Genomic DNA, 23,637 nt, shown 5'->3' with positions numbered 1-23,637 from the left:
TTTTGACGAAACTTCTCTTATTCTCCTTCGAACAATAATTCTTCCATTTCGTCCAGTACATTCTCGAAAACGGATAGTGCTTCTTCAATTGGCTTGCTACTTGTCATATCTACTCCTGCTTTTTTCAAGACTTCAATTGGATAATCCGAGCTTCCAGCTTTTAAGAATTCTAAATATCTTTCTACTGCTGGTGCGCCTTCAGATAATAGTTGTTTTGATAGAGATGCCGCTGCACTAAAGCCCGTCGCATATTGATAAACGTAATAATTATAATAGAAGTGTGGAATACGAGCCCATTCAAGACCGATCTCCTCATCAATTACGATATCATCTCCAAAGTACTTTTTGTTTAAGTCATAATACATTTCCGTAAATAAATCTGGTGTCAAAGCTTCCCCAGCAGCTGCACGCTCATGGATCATTTGTTCAAATTCGGCGAACATCGTCTGACGGAACACTGTACCTCGGAAACCTTCTAAATGATGGTTCAGTAAGTAAAGTTTTTTCTTTTTGTCTTCTGTCGTCTTAAGGAGATAATCGTTTAATAATGCTTCATTACAAGTTGAAGCAACTTCCGCTACGAAAATTGAATAGTTCGCATATGGATAAGGTTGTGTTTCTCTCGTATAGTAGCTATGCACAGAGTGACCGATTTCGTGTGTCAACGTAAACAAATTGTTCACGTTATCTTGCCAGTTCATAAGAATATATGGCATCGTCCCATATGCGCCAGATGAATAGGCTCCACTGCGCTTACCTACGTTTTCTTGAACATCAATCCATCTCTTCTCATAACCTTCTTTTACGATATTTACATATTTATCGCCCATCGGTTCAAGACTTTTGACGACAAGTTCTTTTGCTTCATCAAATGGAATTTCCATTTTCACATCTTTCACAATCGGTGTGTAAAGGTCATACATATGCAGCTCATCTAGACCAAGTGCTTTCTTACGTAAACGAACATATCTATGGAGCAAATGTAGATTGTCGTTAACGGTCTTCACAAGATTATCGTATACTTGCTCTGGAATATTATTTGAATCCAATGCAGCTTGACGAGCTGAGTCATAGCTCCGCACCCTAGCATTAAAGTTGTCCTTCTTAACCGTACCGCTTAATGTACTTGCGAAAGTATTCTTGAACTTGTCATACGTACCGTACATCGCTTTAAATGCATTCTTCCTAACTTCCTGATCATCACTTTCTAGAAACCGGATATATCGGCCATGTGTGATCTCTACTTCTTCTCCATTTTCATCTTTAACAGATGGAAACTTCATATCAGCATTATTCAACATACCGAAAGTATTACTAGAGCTATTCGTAACTTCACTAACGCCAGCTAGTAATGCTTCTTCTTTATTTGAAAGAACATGTGGCCGACTACGATTAATTTCATCTAAGAAGTGCTCATAAAGTTTCAGTTCTTCTTTTTGATCAACAAAGGATCGAATGACACTTTCTTCGAGAGAAAGAATTTCCGGTACGATATAGGATAGGTGGCTCCCTGTTTCAGTAGCTAATGAAGCGGCCCGATCATTCAAACCTTGGTAGAACGAGTTGGTTGTATCTTGGTCATATCTCATATGTGCATATGTATATAGCTTTCCTAGACGCATTGTGATTTCATCTTGTAGTTGAAGTGCCTCATAAAGAATATTCGCTGACTCACCTAGCTTACCTTGGTATTGATCAATTTGTGGAATCATGTTTTTCACTTGTTTAAATTCATTTTCCCAAACTTCATCTGATTGGAAAATATCCTCTAGATCCCAAGTATCTTGTGTAGGTATTTCATCTCTTTTCGGAAGTTTTTTTACAGTTTTTTCTGTCATAATATCGAATTCCTCCTATTCATTTCTCGACTCGTACATGTATATCTTATAGGTATTGGCCTGTTTTTACAAAACATTCCCCCTTATAATATTTTCTATTTATACGTCCATAATCCTCTAATTCAGTAAGAGAATCATTTTGCGCAATTGTTCCTTAGATTCTGATGTCGAGTTAGGAAATTGTACTTCTCTTTGCTTTGTAAATTGTGCTTTCCCTCCCCACTTCAATAAACCAAACTTAGTTAAACACTTCAAGTACTCCATTATTGCAAATGAGAGGTGCGACTTACCATCAGAAATGTCTCGTCTTAGCTTTATTTTATATTGAACAATTTGTCTTAAGAACATTCCGTACAGTTCTCGAAAGTGAACGGTTTGCCCGACGGAAAGAGGGTCAATTACTTCTATTAAAAAAACAGTTTGCCAAACATATGCAGGGGTTTGGAACCAAACTAAATAATTGGTTGGGACACCCGCTTCAGATGGAAAATGACAAGGTGAAATCCCTTTTTGTATTAATTTATGTTTCATAAAAACAACCGCTGGCTCCCTTTGTACATGTAAATACATCCTACTTGTGAACAATTTATCCACCCACTTATCAATGTATGGTTTTGGCAATTGATTTCTGAATGGAAAATGGAATGGAAACGAAACGTTATTAGGGGACCACTTGTCAAGTATGGCAAATACGATTTTCGAAGAATAAGGGATGATGGTATGGAGAATGGAGAATCTTTTTTTCAGTGGACAATAATAAACCAGGTAAGGATAGGTTGAATTGCTATAAAGGAGTGATTGTAAGGCTAGTTCATCTATACGAAATACAAATCGTGAAATTTGAGATAGTCTCTTCTCTCCTAATATCCAAATAGGTTGAATACCTGCTTGAATATAAGCCTTTGATTGTTTTTGAATATTTTCAAGAGGGATGGATGAGCATTGATACTCGAATGCAATTTGGAGTTTGCCAGAAGATAGAAACAGGTCTGGTCGTTGGTTGAGGTGTTTGAGGTGCTTTTCGATTAACGGGGAATAGCTTTGGAATGATAACCATTGATACAATTGTTTTTTACCGGTGAGATGGTACATGGACTCGTGCTCGTAATCATTTTGACAATCTGAATGCTCTTTATGTGCAAAATGCCAAATCCGCTTCGTACCTAGCCTCAAACGAACAACTTTCTTACAAATGGGACATCGAAATGTAGATTCGGATCTTAACCTTTCAAGCTCACTTCGATTCCATTGTTCAGCTAAGTTAATCAACACATAATTTGGATCATAAGCAGTAAGCAACTGTACACTCCTTCCTTCACTAGTATTCATCGTATACCATTCTAGATAAAAAAAGAGAAACCTTCTTCTAAGAGAAAGTTTCTTCCAATTAAAGTAAAGGTGATAATAATCTAGAAGTAGACTCAATCACTTTATAATAAAATTTTCGATTCTTAAATGTATCATGTTGTATAGGTGTCGCATCTTTAATATCATTCAAGTAGTCTTCTACAAGACGTTGTGTGCTTTTTGTTCTATATAGGAAAGCATTGACCTCAAAATTAAGATGAAAGCTTCTCATGTCCATATTTGCTGTACCAATTGAAGCCAATTCACTATCAACAATGATCATTTTACTATGAAGGAAACCTTTTTGATATTCATATATGTTCACACCAGCTTCAAGCAAGCTAGGGAAATAAGATCTAGAAGCATGAAATGGCAATTTCTTATCAGGTTTCGCCGGGAATAACAAACGGACATCTATTCCACTGAGTGCTGCAACTCTTAACGCATTGAGAATATCCTCATCAGGAATAAAATAGGGTGATGTAATCCATATAGACTGCTTAGCAGAAACAATCATTGAGAAGAATAATTTCTTAATAATATCCCATTGATGATCTGGACCACCAGATATCATTTGTACGCCGCCATACACTTCTTCCTTCGGAAATTCAGGTGATAAATAGTTGGGTTCTAGAAGCGTTTCACCCGTCATTGAATACCAATCTTGTAAGAAAATCAGTTGAAGACTTCTAACCGCTTCCCCTTTCACCATCAAATGTGTATCTCTCCAGAAACCATAGGCCTTATTCAACCCTAAGTATTCATCCCCTATATTTAACCCACCTACAAATGCGACATTTCCATCAATCACAACAATCTTTCGGTGATTACGGTAGTTGATCTTGTTGTTCAATAGAGGTAATTTAACAGGAAGAAAAGGTATGGCTTGCACACCAGCCTCTTTAAGGGTGTTGATATATTCTCTTGATAGCTTCCAACTACCTACCGCATCGTATAAGAAACGCACTTCTACTCCTTCTCTTGCTTTCTCAAGGAGCACATTTTGGATTTGCGTGCCTATTCCATCATCACGAACGATATAGTATTCCATATGTATGTGCTCTTTCGCATTTCGAAGCGCATTAAGAATATATTCATATGTCTCTTTCCCGTTGGTTAGTATTTGTGTGTCGGTATTAAAAGAAATCGGACTTTTACCAAGCTTTTGGGCCAGTTTAAATAAAAGTCTTTGATGATCCCCCATTAATTTCATTTGATCATCATCAATAGGTCGATTTTGTTCAAATCGAGAAAATGCCTCTTCGTCTTTAAGCGCTTTTTGGTCAAACATTCTTTTCTTCCTATAGTTTCTACCGAAGAGCATGTAGAAGAAGAAACCTAGAAGTGGAAAAGCAGCAAGGACAACAAACCATGTCAATGTTTGAGAAGGATGACGATTTTCGAGAAATATCACGATCCCAATAAATAATGCTGAGAAAGTGAAGAAAATACTAAGAACACCGAGAATCCAGTTTTCCCAATAAGGCTTCGTGAAAATAAACATTGAAACGAGTATAGCTAGAAAAAGCATGACTTGTAATGTTTTCTTAAACATGTTGCATTCATCCCTTAGTACCATCTAATATTTGGTATTTTAATTATCTGTTTATTATGTAGAAATTACAACTATAAGTATCGTCAAGAAGCTCATATAAAAATGAAAACGCCGAAATTCAATTTGAAAGTCGGCGTTTTGTTATTTCTCTGGAAAATAATTGTTCATTTGCCCAAGTGCATCTTCTGAGAGAATGACTTTTCCATATTCTTCGATACGATGTACTGTCAATTCGGTTTCATCCCCGAATTCAAGCATCCTGCTCAACACATCATCTTGCTCTGACTCACTGAACGAATCATAAAAAGTTACATACAGATAATATTTACCTTCGTAGTGATAAAGACTATCCGTAAATGAGTTGGTAACAACGCTGTGACTTAAAGAAATGACATCTTCAATATCTGAGAATCGAAGCATGAATGATAGAAAATCTCCATCTTCTGGTTCAACAGTTGCATCATCAGAATCGTCATCAGCACTAAAATGATGATCGAGCATTTTCTCAATATTATCATCTACAGGAACATCTACTTGTTTGTCCTCAGAGATAGGTAATTCTAACTTCGAGCCATCCTGAGACAGTGATGCTCTCGTAACAAGAATTTCAAGACCTTTGTCTAAAGCTTGCACTTGTATCCAAAGAGGGCCTTCCAAAGAAAATTGCTCCTGTTGGTGAGCTTCGTCCATCATCTCCCAGAACAATTCTTCGCCTCGTTCTCGATTTTGCCAAATCTCTTCTTTATCAAAACCTCGAGTTTCTATATCATGATACGTTATGAAAAATTTTATAGTATACTCATTGACACGTTCTATTTCCATGGTGTTTCTCTCCCTTCGATCCAGATTAAATTTCACCTGGAAGAGATGTTGAACCCCTGTCATTTGAAATATTCTTTCTCATTATAGGTATTCCCGTTTTGGGCGCTACTAAATCAGTTATCACAAAGTTGGAGTTTCTTGTACTTCTATTCTATGATAAATAGTTGAGGAATGAAATAAAAATGCATGACCATTTTTCGTTTTTGTACATAAATAGGCCAGTAACCTATAAATTGTAGCTTGACTGCTTATGGAAACTCATTTATACTTTTTTCGTTCTACTGTTTGTACATACTTTGTGTGATTGTACGTGGATTAAACGCCAACGTCAAGTGATAAAGAAAAGCTGACTTGCACAGGATGTGCTGACTTCGACGTTCACCACAGGACGTGGTGGGTCTTAGTCGAAGCTCCTATATAATAAGGACTTCGATGGTCACTGGAAATCCAATGAGGAGGCTTCGGCCGCCGCAAGAGGATTGAAGTGATCCAAGAAGCTGTGCGATGAAGCTAGACATTAAGAAAAAAGAAATCGCCGAGGTCAGGTGCGAAGCGACCTCGAGCACCTAGGCGATGAAGCTAGACATTAAGAAAAGCGAAATCGCCGAGGTCTGGTGTGAAGTGCGCTGGAGATTCCTTGCAATAACACGCTCTGTGTGTTGTCAGAGGAATCGAAGCGACCTCGAGCACCTAGGCGATGAAGCTAGACATCGAGGAATAACAGAATAACACCCTTCGTGTTCTTCTGGGTAGTTAGAAAGGGGTATATTCGATTTGGAATCTGAATTTCTTATCGCATTATTAACAATCATCGCAATAGATATTGTCTTGGGTGGAGATAATGCAGTTGTAATTGCGCTAGCAAGTCGCAACCTACCGGAGCATCAAAGAAATAAAGCCATATTGTTCGGTACGGCACTGGCCATTTTCGTTAGAGTAATCATGACAATTGTCGCTGTGTACTTATTGAAAATCCCATACCTTTTACTAGTTGGTGGTGTGTTACTCATCTATATCGCATACAACCTCTTAGCAGAAGACGATGGTGAAGCGGATATAAAGAGTGGTACAACCCTTGCGGCTGCAGTTAAGACTATTGTCGTTGCAGACGTTGTCATGGGATTAGACAATGTCTTAGCAATCGCTGGCGCTGCACATGGCAACATTCTACTTGTTGTCATTGGCTTATTAGTATCTGTTCCTATCATTATATGGGGAAGTAAATTAATCTTGCACTTTATGGAACGATTTCCTTCTATTGTTTACATTGGTTCAGGAATTTTAGCCTATACAGCTGCCAAAATGATTTTAGAAGAAGCGATCATACAACAATGGATAGGACATAACGCCATGCTTGAAATCTTAATTTCCGTAGTAATCGTCGTTGGCGTATTAGTTCTAGGCTGGCTTTCTAAAAGAGTTAAAGCAGGTGCAAATGTAAACTAAATAATTTCACTAAAAAAGATAAACAAAAAAGGCTTTTGCCCGACTACATCGTTGAGCAAAAGCCTTTTTTTATTATTCACCTTAAATTAGTTGACCATTTTTTGAGCTTCGAGCAACTGGAAAGTTCGAACTTTTCTCGGTAAGAAGCGACGAATTTCGTCTTCGTTATAACCAACTTGTAATCGCTTTTCATCAATCATAATCGGGCGACGAAGCAGTCCAGGGTTTTCACTCATCAATTCGAAAAGATCCTGAAGTGGCATCGTATCCAAGTTGACATTCAATTCTTGAAAAGTCTTGGAGCGTTTTGATACAATTTCGTCCGTACCTTCTTCAGTCATTCTAAGAATCTCTTTCAATTCATTAATTGACAATGGCTCTGAGAAAATATTACGCTCTTGAAAAGGAATCTCGTGCTCTTCTAACCATGCTCTAGCCTTTCTACATGAAGTACAACTAGGTGAAGTATATAATGTAACCATAAGGAATCGTCTCCTTTCATGATTTGAAAAATGCATATATCTTTGTGCATTACTTTAAAAAGATAATTAAATCATATTTCTTATTATACTACATCTACGTAATATAAGATAGGGTAAATGGGTAATTCTTATCAATTTCCTAGGAATTCAACTTACACAAATTTAACGATGAAAATAACTCATTTGTTGTACAACATCCTTTTATAATATGTACCTAGATTTTGTTTACCCTTGATAAAACAAATTAAACCTATTTTCAAAAGAAATAATCCATATTATGAGATGTTCGCTAAACTTTCACGTATACTAAGCTTTAGAGTTGTGATCTAGATTTGGAGTGAAATGAATTGAAAATACATATGTTATCTCTTTTCTTACTACTTTTACTACTCTCTGCTTGTGCAGAGGAAAAAATAACAAGTGATAATGCTTCTAGTAATGCGATTCCTGTTGAAACTGATACAGTTAAGAAAGAAACCTTTACAAACAGAATCGAAATAGTTGGAAAAGCAATACCTTCTGAACAAGTCCCTATTACATCTTCTGTTCCTGCAGAAATCACTCAGATTTCGGTTGAGAATGGAGATACTGTTCAAGAAGGCGATCTAATCATGACATTAGATGATTCCCAAATCAGGCAACAGCTTAATCAAGCTCAATCTGCAGTAACTGCACTTGAAAATTCACGGAATCAGTTAAATAACACAATACAGGAGCAACGGTCGACTCAAGCTGAAATCAACAACGTGATTGATGATACTATAAAACAACTAGAAGAAATTGAAATACCTGATCAGATTGAAGCTGACATTCCAATTGGAAATGTGAATAGCTTTCTAAAACAACTAAAACAGTTATCTAATTCTAATACATCTATTACATCGAGTGCACTTCCACTGATCGACAGTCAACTGGTACAAGCACGCAAAGGTGTACAGGAAGCCAAGAATGCGTTACAAGCAACAAAAATAACGTCCCCTATAACTGGAACCATTAATCAACTAAATGCGAGTGAAGGCATGCCAGCAATCCCAGGTAATCCATTGGCGATTGTCTCAAGTGAATCCAACCTGAACGCAGTATTTCCAATCAATGCTTTCCAAATTAAATCCATCAAGAAAGGAATGGATATTCGATTAACATTTGAAGAGATCAAAGATCCCTTTAACACTACCATTAAGACAATTACCGACAAACCAAACAAAGAAACAAATACGTATACACTTACAGTCCCTCTTAAACCTTTCAAGAAAACGATTAAATCTGAATCAATCGTAACTGGGACGATCAATATTCAATCCGCACCTGAAGCAATAACGGTTTCGAATAACGCCCTCCTTTTTGAAGGTAATCAAACATATGTATTCCTTGTTGAAGATGGGCGAGCAATCAAACAGCCAATCACACTCAAAGTACAAGGAAATACAGTTAGCCAAATATCAAAAGGTTTATCAGTAAATGATGTTGTCGTGACAGAAGGCAAATATCAATTAACAAATCGTTCGAAAATCAGCACGAAAAAGTGAGTGGTATCCTTGAAAATAACGAAACTTTCCGTATTTAGACCTATAGCAATGGGCATGGTCATCCTTTTCATGCTCATTATAGGCGCTGTTAGTGTTAGAAATACTCCCGTAGATCTGTTTCCTGATTTAACATTTCCTGTTGCAGCTGTGACCGTTACATATGAAGGGGCTAGCCCAGAAGAAGTTGAAAAGCTCCTTGCCACTCCAATTGAAAATATGATGGGAACGATCCCCAATGTTGAAAGTGTATCATCTGTTTCAAGGACAGGTGGTGCACTCATTATTGTTTCCTATACATGGGGTACCGATATGGACTTTGCCTCACTGAAAATGAGAGAACAGTTAGATGCGATACGTGACCAGTTACCAAGTGATGCCCCAAAACCTAGAGTTCTCAGATTTAATCCAAATGACCTTCCTATCGTGAGATTGGGCATACAGGCCCCTGATGGGGATCTTGTTTCTGCAAAAAAGTTAGTCGAAAATGAAATCAAGCCTCAATTAGATTCAGTAGAAGGTGTTGCCGCTGTTACAATTGAAGGTGGAACAGAAAAGGTAGTCAATATATCGGTAAATCCAACTATACTAAAGGACCATGGTTTAACTATTGATCAATTAAGACAAATCTTAGCTGGCGAAAATATCACTTTACCTAGTGGAAAGATTAAAGACAAAGGGCTAGAATTCCCAATTAGAGTATTTGGAGAATTCGACTCGATTACCGAACTTAAACAACTGTCTATCCCTACCCAAAAAGGTGTAGTCCAATTGGACAATCTTGTAGATATCGTTGAAACAACTGCATCCACTGATCAGATCAGCTATTTAAACGGCAAACCGAGTATTGGAATATCAATACTGAAACAATCAGGAGAGAATACAGTTTCAGTCGCAAATAAGATTGAAAATAAAATTGAAAGAATGGAATTATCAGAAGAGGTCCAATTAGAAACGATTTTTAATCAAGCTAAATTTATTAAGCAATCTATAAGAGCTGTTTTGATTAACATGATATTAGGTAGCTTTCTTGCAGCTGGTGTTCTATATCTCTTCTTACGAAATATGAGAAGCACATTCATTATCGGCTTCTCTATTCCCATTTCTGTTATGACCGCTTTCATTTTCATGTATTTTTCTGGACAGACCCTCAACATCCTTACATTAGGCGGTTTAGCACTAGGTGTAGGAATGATTGTAGATAACTCAATTGTAATTCTTGAAAGTATATACCGTTTGAAGGAAAAAGGGATGGCACTAAAAGAAGCTGCAATTAAAGGTACAACCGAGGTTGGTGGTGCTGTCATAGCTTCCACTCTTACAACAGTTGTCGTATTCTTGCCGATCATTTTCGTTGATGGTCTTGCTGCTCAACTATTTAAACCGTTAGCATTAAGCGTTTCCTTTGCACTCGCATCATCTTTAGTGACTGCACTGATTATCGTTCCATTACTCTCTTCTAATTTATTAACGAAGGAGCAGAAAAAAGTAGCTGTTACGAGTAGGTTCCTTACTTTTCAGAGACGTTACGTTTACTTACTTAGGAAAGCGATTCGATATCCTAAAAGACTGATCGTAGGCACAATCATTCTTCTTTTGATCTCATTATCAGCTATTCCTTTTATCGGAACTGAGTTCTTACCCGCTCAAGACCAAAGTTACGTGAATATTAACGTAGAATTACCGCCTGGAAGTGCATCTGAGACAACCTTCAAAACGACCGAACAAATTAACCGTGCACTCGATTCCATTGCTGGTATTGATTTGTATTATGTAACAATTGGCGGATCAAATGATTTTTCAATACAAGCTGGAAGCAACAATAATAAAGCCATGTACAGCATACTCTTACAACCTATCTCAGATCGTGACAAATCTGACACACAAGTAGCAGAACAAATCCGCAACAAATTAAAAGGTATTGAAGAAGCTGAAATTTCTGTTCAAGCGAGCGATAGCGGTTTATCAGACTCACCTGTATCATTGGAGATATCAGGGCCAGATTTACGCACACTTGAAGCAATCTCAACAGATATCCGCAATGAAATCAGTAAAGTCGATGGTATTCGAGAAATCGAATCCAATTACGAGACGGGTAACCCCCTTATTGAAATTGAAGTGAACCGGAAGATAGCTGCAAGCTATGGTTTAACGAGCGCTCAAGTTGCTCAGTCAATAGAAAGTGCTACGACCGGGAAGGTCGCTACAGCATTCAACAGAAGTGGTAATCAAGTCGATGTAAGAGTTCAGGTAGATCCATCAACACTTGAATCAGTAAAAGATTTAGAAGACCTACAAATTGAGGCTCCTTCAGGTGAACTCATAGAGTTAGGTAAAATAACTGAAATTAAACGAGGAAATGGTCCGAGCCAAATCAACCGAACAGATCGACTACGAGAAATCAGAGTAACTGCATCCATTTTGGATCGTGATCTCGGGAATGTAGTAAATGACGTGAAGGAAAGCGTGAAGAACAACGTTTCATTACCACCTGGCTACGAAGTATCCTTCGGCGGTCAGAATCAGCAGATGAACGATGCCTTCTTTAAATTAGGGGGTGCACTTGCATTAGCAATCGTCTTAATCTATATGGTGATGGCAGGACAGTTCGAATCCTTCTTTTATCCGTTTATTATCATGTTCTCTATCCCGCTTACCGTGATCGGAATCCTATTTGGTCTACTTGTTACTGGTCAACCATTCGGTGTTGGTTCCTTGGTAGGCATATTGATCTTGACTGGGATTGTCGTCAATAATGCCATTGTTCTTGTTGATTACATCAATCAATTGAAACAAAGCGGTATGCACACATCGATTGCAATTGTGAGAGCAGGAAAAGCTCGATTACGCCCTATCTTAATGACCGCATTAACAACTATACTAGGCTTAATCCCGTTGATGATCGGGATTGGTGAAGGAACGGAAATCCAGCAACCTATGGCCATCGTGATTGTTTTCGGATTAACTTTTGGTACCTTAATCAGCTTACTATTCATCCCAGTCATTTACTTACAATTTGATCGATTGAAAGAAAGACGTAAAGAAAGAAAAAAACAGGTAGACTTATAATTATAAAGGGGCTTAGTCATAAGTGTTACACACTCATGACTAAGCCCCCTGCTGTTTAAACATATACATTGTAGATAAAGTTTTAGGCGGTATGTTTGGATTGTGAAGCTGGTCCCTTAGTAGGCTTAGGCGTCCAACCTGGAAGCCTTTTTCTAAGAAGATCTTTCAACCAGTCTCGTTTCTTCTTATTCTTCGTCCGGCGTTTCATAAGATCACCGTCCTTTCGTCACTCTTCAAAAGTGAGTACGTCATCTACATCCTGATAAGATTTGCCGTATATTTCCACATCTTTATACGTGTGGATTTTTTCATACGTCTTCTTCATACTTTCATAAACCAATTCTTCGGATTCATCATTCGGAGCCCAGAAGAGAATTTCCATTTCATTCACTTCATTAGTCGCTAATGACCTTCGTCGATATCCAATAGACTTCGCATGAACAAAGCCTTCTCTCTTATAAAAGCGCTGTCTTTTTTCAGTATCAGTATCTTCATAATCGACAGGTTCAACTTCTAAGAGAATCGGTTTGCCTTTTTTCTTCATCTTTTCGAGAAGTTTATGGCCTATTCCTTGCCCACGAGCTGCTCCAGAAACATAGATATAGTCAATGAATAGGAAATCTTCAAATTCAGCAAACATAAGGATATGGTGTTCCCCTTCATCCTTATGATAGACATCTCCTTGTTCCTTTAGCAATAACTCCATGTGTTTTTTCGATTTCATCTCTTCAACAGGAAAATACTCATTCAGTTTCTCGTACCAATTCATAGATCTATCCTTTCTAAACGGTTTATTCTTCTCCATTATAACACAACCTCCTTATCACTCTAAAACGAGTATTGTATTTAATTGTAAAAATGATTTATTAGATAAAGAATTTACTTATATGAGAATCAGAAATTTATTACGAGGTATTGATTGAGGTGCTGGGATTTTGAACAAAGTAATCAGTAAATAATTTCCCCTCTTTCCTTAATTTGAAACTTCTTTTACAATAGTAGTATGAGATGAATATGGATGTTACATACAAGGAGGACACGGGATGGACTTTTTTATCGATATGACACTTTTAGGATTATCTGTGATAGGACTAACAGCTTTTATGGGCATCATCACCCATGGTGTAGCATCAAAAATCTTTGGACGTGCAAGCAAGAAGTTTTTCTTGAATAAGAGTAAAGGATCTCAAACTGGTTGGAATAAAGTAGAGAAAAGAACATAACATGAACTCAAATAAAAAAGGAGCTGACTCATTTAGTCAGCTCCTTTCAAACTTGTTAAGGTGTATAATCAACATTTGGTGTATACGTATTGCCTGCATCCCATAATAGGAATTCTTTAATTCCGTTCTCATTCAATGCTTTAATTTGAGCTTCAACTTCAGCTTTACCGTAAACTCGATAATTACCTTTTCCTAAATAGGATGCTGTAAAATCTTGAATCCAAGGTCTTGAAGTAGGTGGATTTTCAAGCTCAGCTAGCTTTTTGTTTTCCATTTTTGCATATTCTGTCACTAGTCGATAAGGTTCAAGATCTGGCTTCGCAATTCCGAAATATGAAGTCCAATGACTTGGATAGATCATGGAAGAAATAACATCTACATGACTTGAAATTTTCGTGAAGTTCTGACCGATACCTGGTGCTTCAGGTAAGGTAGCTGTATATCCGAAAATATCAACAGAGACATCAACGTTATATGGTTCAAGTTGTTTATTCGCATACTCTACAAACTCTGTTACAGCTGTAACGCGCTTTTGAACATTTTCAACGTCAAGCTTCGCGTAATCGCCTAACCCATATTGTAAAGTCGTATCTCTCTTTTCAAAGCCTTCTGGAAACCGTACATAATCAAATTGTATTTCTTTAAACCCTAACTTTGCTGCATCAATTGCGATTTCTAAGTTATGGTCCCATACTTCCTTCATGAAAGGATTGACAAAGGCGTCCCCACGTCCATTCTTCCAAATTGATCCCCCGTCTTTAAAGGATAGTTCAGGCTTCTTTTTGGCGAGTATTGAATCTTTAAAGACAACGACACGTGCGATTGGATAAATCTTATTTTCCTCTAACTTTTCGAGCATTTTTCTAGGATCTTTAATGTACGGTTGACCAAAAGAATGTAACGGTGAAGTCTCTTCAGGTATGTAAGTAATATACCCGTTGTCATCCTTAACATCAATAACCATCGCATTTAAGTCTGTTTTGTTAATTAACGAAATCAGCTTCTCAAAACGACTACCACCTGCCGAATGTCCCGTTACATAGATCCCACGTACAGCGTCTGGATAGTCAAAGGATAGTCCAGAATCATAAACAAATCTCGGCATCTTTTCTGGTAACTCTCTTTTCAAAACATGCTTTTCAATCCCCTGGTGTAAAGATACATCTAAGTCGGGTTTCTCATCAGCCATTTCCCACTGCGGGAACGACAGTAGAAAAATTGCCATGAATACTTTCATCATCCCCATAATCCGTTCCTCCCCTGATGTTGTTACTATAATTACTATTATAGAAAACCATTCTTTTCATGAAAAGTAACTTTCGACATATATTTCATCTTTTTCCCATTATTCATTCATGAACGTACGATTATTGTAAGAAAATCACTATTGACCAGTTGTCATTCCTTGTGATACAAGAAATTCTCTTGAAATGAATCTCGAATCATGCTATATTGTTGAACAATATACTTTGATAAGGAGGAATACCTATGCTACGACCAACACTACTAGAAATTTTCGAACATCCGAAGACACAGAAGTACATCCAAAGATCAGGTGTCGTACATGCGATTGCCTCTAGCTATCATGCATTTAAGCTTGCACACCAAATAGGAGTAGACCCGGTACTAGCATGTAAAGCAGCACTCTTACATGATATTGGCCATTACACTTGGTACCGAGACGGGGAATGGGATTACGAACAATATAAAGCAAATGATATTCACGCAATTAAAGGGGCAGAAAGAGCTCATAAAATATTAATCGAGTTAGGTGAAAGTCGTGAGTCTGCTAAGGAAATTTCACTTGCGATTTTATTGCATACAGATTCTTACTTACCACAAGGCAGTTTACACCTTAGTCCTTTACAAAAAGTTGTGAAATTAGCGGATGAAGCTGACGAAGAACCAAATGGGATGCATCATTATCGTAAGATTTCACTAGAAAAGGCAGTGGAACAAGTGAAAAATTTGGATGAGAAGCTATTGACAACACAACATCAGAAAACCTTTCAACAAACAAGCTAATTATTTAGATAAGTAACAGCAATAACTCTTCCCCTCGTTTGTCATTGAACTGCAACCCAGTTCCCTTATTAGCTGGGTTTCATCCAAACCATCCCCACAACCAAATTGTACCTGTTGTAAATTTAAATACTTCGCTCGCTTAATAGCGAAATGGAGAACTTTATTTTGGAGCATTGAGGATTGTTCTTGAGATAGATAAAGACATTTAATAGCAAGAGACTTATGTTGCTCATTTACTGTATACCATAGTAACCCCACTTCAACATCATCATTAGAAAAAATAAATACCTCTTCATCGTCTTCAATCTCTATTTGTTGGGACTCTTCTAAGTTGAAATTGTCTAACTGAATACATTGTGTATCTATTAGCTGCATGATATAGTCACTATCCACTTCTGGGTCGTATTGATAGAAGATCATTTACAACACCTCTCCATACCATTTATACGATAATAATTCATTTATTATACACAAGCTCTGTTTTATCCTGCTTTTATTCATCAATTGGTATACAAAAAACAGCCCAAAGAATGAGCTGTTTAATATTTAATAAAACCTATTGAATTTTCGCCACCATACGTACCTATTACACTACCGAGCTTAATATATCGAATTTTCTTAAATGTATCAAAAGAAAACTGTTCTTTAAAATGATCCATTACCATTTGACGAGAAGGATAGCTATGCACGATGAAAAGTTCATCATGATTTTCTCTCCAATCGGATAGCATTTCTGTCAGTTTACGAATACCCTTTTTCTTCCCTCTAAAATTATCAAGAGTTTCAACTGTGTTTTGACCTACACTAAGGAGAGGTTTGATGTTAAGAAACCCCCCAACCCTTCCTTGGAGTGCGGAAATTCTTCCACCTTTTTTTAGGTTCTCTAATGTTTCAAGTAGTATAATTCCAGCAACATTCTTTTTTCGTTCTTCTAATTTCTCGTGTACTTCTTTCGCGTTAAGACCGTTATGAACTAGAGAATCAGCATATTGCAATAAATAAATGACGCCAGCAGAGACAGTTTCCGTATCTACCATATGAAGTTTCATTTGGTTCTCTTCTGAAAGCATTTCTTTAGCAACATTCGCACTTTGAAATGTACCACTTAAGCCACTTGCAATACCTAAATAGATTACCTCAAAGCCTTCTTCAATTAACCTGTTAAACGTCTCAAAGAATTTTTGTGGAGCTGGTTGACTCGTTTTAGGTAGTTCTTTTGAATTTCTCATTTTATCGTAGAAAGCTTCATGTGTGAGATCTATTCCATCTAAGTAAGTGTCTTCATTTTTAAAATTCACATTTAGGGAAACAACATGTACTGGGCAAGATGTTTCAATTGTATCCTCTTGTCCTAAGTAATCGCTTCCACTATCCAAAACAAATGCTATAGGCATATCCTTACCTCATTTCAATTCAAATACATGATTAAGTGTCTCTTCTATTATATCCTATTGTTTTTTATCAAAAAAAACAACTATTTGTACTATAAAATAAGTTCATACATTAAAAAGAAACGATCTCCCACAAGAGAGACCGTCCCATTTAAACATTTATTGGTTTTCTTTCAGCTCGTCATCATATAAGTGACATGCTACATAATGGCCTTCTCTAGCTTCCTGCCATTGAGGAACAGCCTTAGCACATATATCCATTGCATGTGGACATCTTGTTCTAAAGCGACATCCACTTGGAGGTGATACCGGACTTGGTACATCTCCTTCAAGAATAATACGCTCACGACTACGTTCTAATTCCGGATCTGGAACTGGAATCGCAGAAAGTAAAGCCTGCGTATATGGGTGTAGCGGCTCATTGTATAGTGTATCACTTTCGGTTAGCTCGACTAAGTTTCCTAGATACATAACGCCAACACGATCAGAAATGTGTTTAACCATTGAAAGATCATGCGCAATGAACAAGTATGTCAAACCGCGCTCTCGTTGAAGCTTTTGCATCAAGTTAACAACCTGAGCTTGAATCGAAACATCTAGTGCTGAGATTGGCTCATCAGCAATGATAAAGTCTGGATCGACAGCTAGTGCACGAGCTATCCCAATACGTTGACGTTGTCCACCACTAAATTCATGTGGATAACGGTTCGCGTGTTCTTTATTCAATCCAACTGTTTCAAGAAGATCATAAACTTTCTCAAGTCTTTCTTCTTTCGAATTCGCAAGACCATGGATATCAATACCTTCTGCAATGATATCTTTAACAGTCATTCTTGGATTCAATGATGCATATGGATCTTGGAAGATCATTTGCATCTTACGGTTGAATTCCTTTAACTTCGTTTTGTCCTTTTTGCCATGAACATCTTCCCCGTTGAAAGTGACTGAACCATCAGTCGCTCCGTAAAGGCGGATAATCGTTCGTCCTGTTGTAGACTTTCCACAACCCGACTCTCCAACAAGTCCAAGTGTTTCACCTTTGTATATATCAAAAGAAACATCATCGACAGCTTTCAAGTGCTGTCCTTTACCCATGTCGAAGTATTTTTTTAAGTTCTTAACTTCTACTAACTTTTCTCTAGTTGCCATTAACGTGCACCTCCAATTGTTGCTGCTTCAGGTTTTTCAACCTTAGGTGCTCTCTCATCCAGTAACCAACAAGCCGCTTGGTGCGATCCAGAAACTTCTGTCGCATCTGGCATGTGATCGATGCAGACTTGCATCGCATGTGGACAACGAGCCGCAAACGGACAGCCTTTAGGAGGATCACTCAAGTCAGGAGGTGAGCCTGGAATCGCAATCAATTCAGTACCAGAATCTCCAACTTTCGGCATAGATGCCAACAGTCCCCATGTATAAGGGTGCTGTGGCTTATAGAAGATTTCATCGACTGTACCCGTTTCAACGATTTGTCCACCATACATGACTGCGACTCTTTGTGCAGCATTTGCAACAACACCTAAATCATGTGTAATTAAGATGATCGCTGTACCTGTTTTATCTTGAAGATCTCTCATTAAATCTAGAATCTGTGCTTGAATTGTTACGTCTAGAGCAGTTGTTGGCTCATCCGCAATTAGAATCTTAGGATTACACGCTAGTGCAATCGCGATTACGACACGTTGTCTCATACCACCAGAAAATTGGTGAGGATATTGCTTAAGACGTGACTCTGCATTTGGAATACCAACAAGCTTCAATAGCTCGATTGCTCGTGCGGTTGCTTGGGACTTCGACATCTTTTGGTGAATCCGAAGCCCTTCCATAATCTGCTTTCCGATTGTCATCGTCGGATTCAATGAAGTCATAGGATCTTGGAAGATCATAGAAATCTCTGAACCTCTAATTCTCTGCATTTCTCGCTCTGAATATTGGGCTAAATCCTTACCTTCAAAAAGGATCTCTCCTTCTTTAATTCGACCAGGCGGGTTCGGAATCAATCGCATGATACTTTTGGAAGTAACGGATTTACCAGAACCTGACTCACCAACGATCGCCAAGGTTTCCCCTTTAGTTAAATCTATATTCACACCTCTTACCGCCTCAACTTCACCGGCAAAGGTGTCAAATGATACGTGTAAGTTTTTTACTTCTAGAATTTTTTCCATATTCTTCACCCACCTTCTACTATTCTCTCATTTTCGGATCAAGTGCGTCGCGTAATCCATCGGCTACTACGTTAAATGCGATCATGATCAAACTGATGACAATCGACGGATAAATCATTTGATAAGGGAAGATTTGCATATTTTTATACCCTTCATCAATCAACGTACCTAATGAAGCTAATGGTGGCTGTAAACCTAATCCGATAAAGCTTAAGAATGCTTCAAAGAATATCGCAGCTGGAATCGTAAACATCGTATTAATGATGATGACTCCAAGTACGTTTGGAATTAAATGTTTAGAAATAATTTTATTATCTGAAGCACCTAGTGTACGAGCTGCTAAAACAAATTCTTGTCCTTTCAGCTTCAACATTTGACCACGAACTATCCTCGACATCCCTATCCAACCGGTTATCGTCAAGGCGACAGTGATCGAAATGATCCCAGGATCCAGAACGAGAATCATTAGAATAACTATGACTAAGTTCGGAATACCAATTAGAATCTCAACGATACGTTGAAGGACATTATCCACACGTCCGCCGTAATAAGCTGAAATCCCACCATACGCTACACCAATTACCATATCAATCGCGGCTGCAAGTAAAGCAATATACAACGAAACTCGAGTTCCTGACCAAATACGTGTCCACTGATCACGCCCAAGTCCATCTGTACCAAACCAGAAGTAAGTACCTTCCTCTACTCCTTTAAGTTCGTACATATCGTTGCCCATTTCATCTGTTCCATCCATGATCCCTAGCTTTTCAATTCCAGGTACCTTTGCTGGTAGATTAGCACGCCTAAGATTTTGATCATCAAAACCGTATTGATTCATCATTGGTCCAAATATCGCAAGAATACCAAGCGCTAATAGGATAATTACCCCAACAATAGCAGCTTTGTTTTTACGTAATCTGATCCATGCATCTTGCCAGAAGCTTAAACTGGGGCCAGCAATCTTTTCACTGCTTTCAGTATCCATATGAGCAGGTTGAAATAGCTCATTAGTTACTTCGTTTTCACGTTTGCTCATTAGTCTTTCCCCCCAGCTAAACGAATTCTTGGATCAATTACACCGTAAAGAATATCAACTATTAAGATAATCAATATTAAGAAAAATGATAGAAATAATGTTGTACCCATGATTACTGGGTAATCATTCGTTTGAATGGATCGAACGAATTGTTCACCTAATCCCGGGATTGCAAATATGTTTTCGATAACGAGTGAACCAGTCATTAGACCAATCGCTAAAGGTCCCATAATAGTAACCAAAGGTATTAATGCGTTACGGATACCATGTTTGAATACAACAGCAAATCCGCTCACACCTTTTGCTCTCGCTGTTGTAATGAAGTCTTGACTCATTACCTCAAGCATTTCTGTTCGTGTGAAACGAGCAGCAATTGCTACAACAAACGTAGCTAATGCAATTGTTGGAAGTACCGAATATTCCCAACCTTCCCAGAAGGCAACTGGGAACCATTGTAACTTAACACCGATATAATATTGCAATAAGGCTGCGAATACGAAACTAGGGATTGATTTACCGATTACCGCAATCATCGTTGCGCTGTAATCCCAAATCGTGTTATACCGAATGGCTGATACGATCCCAAGTAATATCCCAAAAATTGATCCAAAGATCATTGCTTGAAGTCCTAATTGTGCAGAAGGACCGATTCGATCCAAGATTAAACCAGTTACACCTCGTCCGTCGAATTGAAACGAGACGCCTAAATCTCCTGTGACGACATTTGCCATATACTTAATATATTGAACGGGGACGGGGTCATTAAGCCCGTATTTTTCTAATATGATCACTTCTTGCTCAGCAGTCAGCTTTTCCGCATTACTCAGGGGCGTCCCTGGCATTACCTTCATAAGGAAAAACGTCGCTGATGCAATGAGGAGCAGTGTGATAACCATATACACCACACGTTGAAAGATATAACCTTTCATCCTCTTCCACCTCCATGTTGTTCTTACTGAAACGTCAGTTCACCTTAAAATTTATTATTTTCAAAAAACTTTCCGTTAACAGGAAAAGAGAGTATACGTCATTCAGGACGACATATACTCTCCTGATCCTCTCCTGATTCTGACTAAGTGCTTATCTTATTTCTCGATATAAGCCCACTTATAGCTGTAGTCAGGTCCGAATGAGTGAATCGGTACATCTTTAACATAAGGCTTCCACAATTGAGAAGCTCCACGTTGGTAAAGTGGTCCGATTGCAGCATCTTCTTCAAGTAGAAGTTTCTCAGCTTTTTGCATTACTTCGAAACGCTCTACAGGCTTGTCAGCAAGATCGTTCTTAGCTTGCTTAACTAGCTTGTCATACTCAGGGTTAGAATAGCCCATCTTGTTATGTCCACCGTCAGTTACCCAAAGGTCAACGAAAGTCATAGCGTCAAGGTAGTCAGGACCCCATCCTGCGAATTGGATGTCATAATCCATTGCTTCATCAAGCTCAAGTCGTTGCTTAAATGGTACACCTTTAAGGTCGATTGTAAGACCAGGAAGGTTTTCTTCAAGCTGGCTCTTGAAATACTCTTGCATTTTCTTAGAAGTTTCAGTGTCTCCACCTAAGATTTCAAGCGTTACTTTATCTTTTCCAAGAGCTTCAAGACCTTTTTCCCAATGCTCTTTAGCTTTTGCAACATCATTCGTTAGCATGTCGCCATTAGCTGCGTTGAAGTCTTCACCTGTTTCAGGATGTGTAACGAAATCTTTTGGTACAGAGAAGTACGCTGGAATTGATCCGTTGTTAAGGATAACGTCAACAAGGTCCTTCTTGTTGATTGCCATGCTCAACGCTTTACGTACATCAACGTTTGCCAATGCTTCGTTACGAGTTTGGTTATACTTGAAGTAGAAGAGTACAGGCTCTCCGTAAGATTTGAAATCTTCGTGATCTTTATACTTGTTAACGAACTCGGAGGATAGACCAGCACGGTCAATCTTTCCAGTTTCATATAGGTTTACTGATGTTGCAGGGTCTTTAACAACTTTTACATTGATCGTTTCAAGCTTAACGTTTTCAGCATCCCAGTAGTCAGGGTTCTTCTTAAGTACCCATCCTTCTTCGTGCTTCCAATCAGTTAGTGTGAAAGGACCATTGTAGATCAACGTGTCATCTTCTAGTGCGTACTTGTCGCCTTGAGAAGTAACAAACTCTTCGTTCTGTGGTAAGTATGTCGCAAATGTAGTCAAGCTAAGGAAGTATGGAGTTGGACGCTCAAGCGTTACTTTCAACGTCTTCTCATCTACAGCTTCTACACCTAATTCTTCAGGTTTCATGTCGCCAGCAGTGATCGCTTCCGCGTTCTTAACTGGTCCCATGATGAATGAATATTGTGAAGCTACTTCTGGGTCCACTGCTTTTTGCCAAGAGAATACAAAATCTTGAGCAGTAACAGGTGTACCGTTTGACCATTTAGCATCACGTAACTTGAACGTGTAAACTGTTTGGTCTTCACTAACTTCGTGGCTTTCCGCGATACCTTCAGTAGGTTGGTTGTCTGGACCTAAGCGGTAAAGCCCTTCCATTGTTTCGTTCATAACTTGGAATGCTACAGCATCTGTACCTTGTACAGAATCCATCGTTGGAATTTCTGCAGTTTCAATGATGTTTAAAACTTGAGGTACATCTTCTTTTGGTTTGTCTTTGTCCCCGTCTCCGCCAGTGCTACTGTCGGAATCTTTGTCTCCGCCGCTACATGCAGCTAGGAACATGCTTAACACTAAAGTTAGTGTTAATAGTAATGACCATTTTGACTTTCTCATGCCTTAATGACCTCCCCTAAATATTGGTGAAATGTTGCGAACCTTGTCCCTTAAAAAATTGTCAGATTTTTGAGGAATTTCGTTCACAATTGTTATTATACAAGTTTTCGCACAATTTTGCTATGCGTTTTTTTCATATACTTTACAAAAAGCCCATGTTCATTACGGTTTCATGACGAAAAATAGGACTATTTACCTACTTTAATTATGCGCTATTTTGGGTAGGGAGTGCTTAAAAATAGAAAAAAACTGTATGACAATCACCTTATGCCGTTGATATATAGGCATTTTCTAATCTTTTGTATGTATAAAATATGCATTTGTCGCTTATTATCGAATCTTCAGATTAATTACATGTGTAAAGGGCGTGTAAACATATTGCTTGTTTCTATGTATATCGTGTAAAATCGACTTGAGGTGACATAATGAAACTTATCAAAAGATCTATCATCTTTATTCTGTTACTATTGTTAGTCGGAATAGGTGCTGGATACTTCTATTATGAAACAATTACATTTTTGACAGTGCTCAATTCTGTGTTCATTGTTTCTATGTTTTATATCATAATCGGTTCATTGATGTTCGTAACGCGTGGTGGTTTCTTTGATGCATTCACGCTAAGTGTGCGCCGATTTATGAAAAAAGGAACAAGGTACGGAGCGATTATGGATGATGTAGAGAACATTGACTTACCATCTGAAGTATTTGAGTATACGTACACTGAACCCTTATTGCTAACAGGTATCGTTGGATTTCTAACAACCGTATTGATTTCGTTCAATATTTAATATTGCATTTCAATTTCGAATTGGATATACTATCGATAATCTAAAATGAAGAATAGAAAGTGCGTAGATGAAGAGTAGTACACTTTTCCTCCCACTATAGAGAGTCTGTGGTTGGTGCAAACAGATGTGGGCAAAGGTGGAATGGACTTCTGAGCATTCGAACCGAAC

The 23,637-nt window shown here is 38.1% G+C and carries 21 protein-coding genes and 1 other annotated feature (1 of these 22 only partly in view); of the genes, 6 read left to right on the top strand and 15 right to left on the bottom strand.

The window, feature by feature from the left end; all coding sequences use genetic code 11:
• Positions 1–17 precede the first annotated feature (17 nt).
• The 4 genes from pepF to mecA form a co-directional block, all read right to left on the bottom strand.
• Positions 18–1,838: an oligoendopeptidase F gene (pepF, locus tag L2716_RS03880; protein ID WP_236331963.1), complete on the bottom strand. Its 1,821-nt coding sequence runs from the start codon at positions 1,836–1,838 to the stop codon at positions 18–20.
• Positions 1,839–1,955: 117 nt separating this feature from the next.
• On the bottom strand, positions 1,956–3,167 hold the full coding sequence (locus L2716_RS03875) for a competence protein CoiA (RefSeq protein ID WP_236331961.1): 1,212 nt from the start codon (positions 3,165–3,167) through the stop codon (positions 1,956–1,958).
• Between the two features lie 58 nt (positions 3,168–3,225).
• Complete coding sequence (gene cls / locus L2716_RS03870; RefSeq protein ID WP_236331959.1) at positions 3,226–4,740, bottom strand: cardiolipin synthase; 1,515 nt, start codon at positions 4,738–4,740, stop codon at positions 3,226–3,228.
• Positions 4,741–4,881: 141 nt separating this feature from the next.
• Positions 4,882–5,562, bottom strand: coding sequence for an adaptor protein MecA (gene mecA / locus L2716_RS03865; protein ID WP_236331957.1), 681 nt, complete (start codon positions 5,560–5,562; stop codon positions 4,882–4,884).
• A 774-nt stretch (positions 5,563–6,336) separates the two neighbouring features.
• Here mecA and L2716_RS03860 point away from each other — a divergent pair.
• Positions 6,337–7,008, top strand: a complete 672-nt coding sequence (locus tag L2716_RS03860) for a TerC family protein (RefSeq protein ID WP_236331955.1) — start codon at positions 6,337–6,339, stop codon at positions 7,006–7,008.
• A gap of 86 nt (positions 7,009–7,094) precedes the next feature.
• On the opposite strand, the gene spxA is transcribed toward L2716_RS03860, so the two are convergent.
• Positions 7,095–7,490, bottom strand: a complete 396-nt coding sequence (gene spxA, locus L2716_RS03855; protein WP_236331953.1) for a transcriptional regulator SpxA — start codon at positions 7,488–7,490, stop codon at positions 7,095–7,097.
• A 347-nt stretch (positions 7,491–7,837) separates the two neighbouring features.
• On the opposite strand from spxA, the gene L2716_RS03850 reads away from it, so the two are divergent.
• Positions 7,838–9,016, top strand: a complete 1,179-nt coding sequence (locus L2716_RS03850) for an efflux RND transporter periplasmic adaptor subunit (protein ID WP_236331951.1) — start codon at positions 7,838–7,840, stop codon at positions 9,014–9,016.
• A 9-nt stretch (positions 9,017–9,025) separates the two neighbouring features.
• Complete coding sequence (locus tag L2716_RS03845; protein WP_236331949.1) at positions 9,026–12,082, top strand: efflux RND transporter permease subunit; 3,057 nt, start codon at positions 9,026–9,028, stop codon at positions 12,080–12,082.
• Between the two features lie 82 nt (positions 12,083–12,164).
• Here the strand turns inward: L2716_RS03845 and L2716_RS18285 are convergent, their stop codons facing one another.
• Positions 12,165–12,290: a hypothetical protein gene (locus L2716_RS18285; RefSeq protein ID WP_268963934.1), complete on the bottom strand. Its 126-nt coding sequence runs from the start codon at positions 12,288–12,290 to the stop codon at positions 12,165–12,167.
• A gap of 18 nt (positions 12,291–12,308) precedes the next feature.
• Complete coding sequence (locus L2716_RS03840) at positions 12,309–12,851, bottom strand: GNAT family N-acetyltransferase (RefSeq protein WP_236337787.1); 543 nt, start codon at positions 12,849–12,851, stop codon at positions 12,309–12,311.
• 274 nt (positions 12,852–13,125) lie between these two features.
• On the opposite strand from L2716_RS03840, the gene L2716_RS03835 reads away from it, so the two are divergent.
• Positions 13,126–13,305, top strand: a complete 180-nt coding sequence (locus L2716_RS03835; protein WP_236331947.1) for a hypothetical protein — start codon at positions 13,126–13,128, stop codon at positions 13,303–13,305.
• Positions 13,306–13,360: 55 nt separating this feature from the next.
• Here the strand turns inward: L2716_RS03835 and L2716_RS03830 are convergent, their stop codons facing one another.
• Positions 13,361–14,542 (bottom strand): putative glycoside hydrolase, encoded by a 1,182-nt coding sequence (locus tag L2716_RS03830; protein ID WP_408005318.1) that lies wholly within the window; start codon positions 14,540–14,542, stop codon positions 13,361–13,363.
• A gap of 251 nt (positions 14,543–14,793) precedes the next feature.
• Here L2716_RS03830 and L2716_RS03825 point away from each other — a divergent pair, with 251 nt between their 5' ends.
• Positions 14,794–15,330, top strand: coding sequence for an HD domain-containing protein (locus L2716_RS03825; protein WP_236331945.1), 537 nt, complete (start codon positions 14,794–14,796; stop codon positions 15,328–15,330).
• On the opposite strand, the gene L2716_RS03820 is transcribed toward L2716_RS03825, so the two are convergent.
• The 7 genes from L2716_RS03820 to L2716_RS03790 form a co-directional block, all read right to left on the bottom strand.
• The gene (locus tag L2716_RS03820) at positions 15,331–15,750 is read right to left on the bottom strand and encodes a hypothetical protein (protein WP_236331943.1); all 420 of its coding nucleotides are present in this window, start codon (positions 15,748–15,750) and stop codon (positions 15,331–15,333) included.
• Between the two features lie 119 nt (positions 15,751–15,869).
• Positions 15,870–16,724, bottom strand: a complete 855-nt coding sequence (locus L2716_RS03815) for a DegV family protein (RefSeq protein ID WP_236331940.1) — start codon at positions 16,722–16,724, stop codon at positions 15,870–15,872.
• A 156-nt stretch (positions 16,725–16,880) separates the two neighbouring features.
• The gene (locus tag L2716_RS03810; protein ID WP_236331939.1) at positions 16,881–17,870 is read right to left on the bottom strand and encodes an ABC transporter ATP-binding protein; all 990 of its coding nucleotides are present in this window, start codon (positions 17,868–17,870) and stop codon (positions 16,881–16,883) included.
• On the bottom strand, positions 17,870–18,889 hold the full coding sequence (locus tag L2716_RS03805) for an ABC transporter ATP-binding protein (RefSeq protein WP_236331938.1): 1,020 nt from the start codon (positions 18,887–18,889) through the stop codon (positions 17,870–17,872). Before L2716_RS03805 ends, L2716_RS03810 begins: the two co-directional genes overlap by 1 nt.
• 19 nt (positions 18,890–18,908) lie before the next feature.
• On the bottom strand, positions 18,909–19,925 hold the full coding sequence (opp3C, locus tag L2716_RS03800; protein WP_236331936.1) for an oligopeptide ABC transporter permease: 1,017 nt from the start codon (positions 19,923–19,925) through the stop codon (positions 18,909–18,911).
• A complete protein-coding gene (opp3b, locus tag L2716_RS03795; RefSeq protein ID WP_236331934.1) occupies positions 19,925–20,854 on the bottom strand; it encodes an oligopeptide ABC transporter permease in 930 nt (309 codons plus the stop codon). Before opp3b ends, opp3C begins: the two co-directional genes overlap by 1 nt.
• Positions 20,855–21,010: 156 nt before the next feature.
• On the bottom strand, positions 21,011–22,681 hold the full coding sequence (locus L2716_RS03790; protein WP_236331932.1) for a peptide ABC transporter substrate-binding protein: 1,671 nt from the start codon (positions 22,679–22,681) through the stop codon (positions 21,011–21,013).
• A 425-nt stretch (positions 22,682–23,106) separates the two neighbouring features.
• Between L2716_RS03790 and L2716_RS03785 the strand changes: the two genes are divergently transcribed.
• Complete coding sequence (locus L2716_RS03785) at positions 23,107–23,469, top strand: DUF3899 domain-containing protein (RefSeq protein WP_236331931.1); 363 nt, start codon at positions 23,107–23,109, stop codon at positions 23,467–23,469.
• 55 nt (positions 23,470–23,524) lie between these two features.
• Positions 23,525–23,637: a binding site (T-box leader), on the top strand; it runs 133 nt beyond the window's last position.

The sequence above is a fragment of the Pseudalkalibacillus berkeleyi genome, from assembly GCF_021608225.1.
GTDB classification, from domain to species: Bacteria; Bacillota; Bacilli; order Bacillales; family Fictibacillaceae; genus Pseudalkalibacillus; species Pseudalkalibacillus berkeleyi.
The sequence above is the reverse complement of the archived record's forward strand: the minus strand, read 5'-3'. Positions and strand labels throughout refer to the sequence as shown.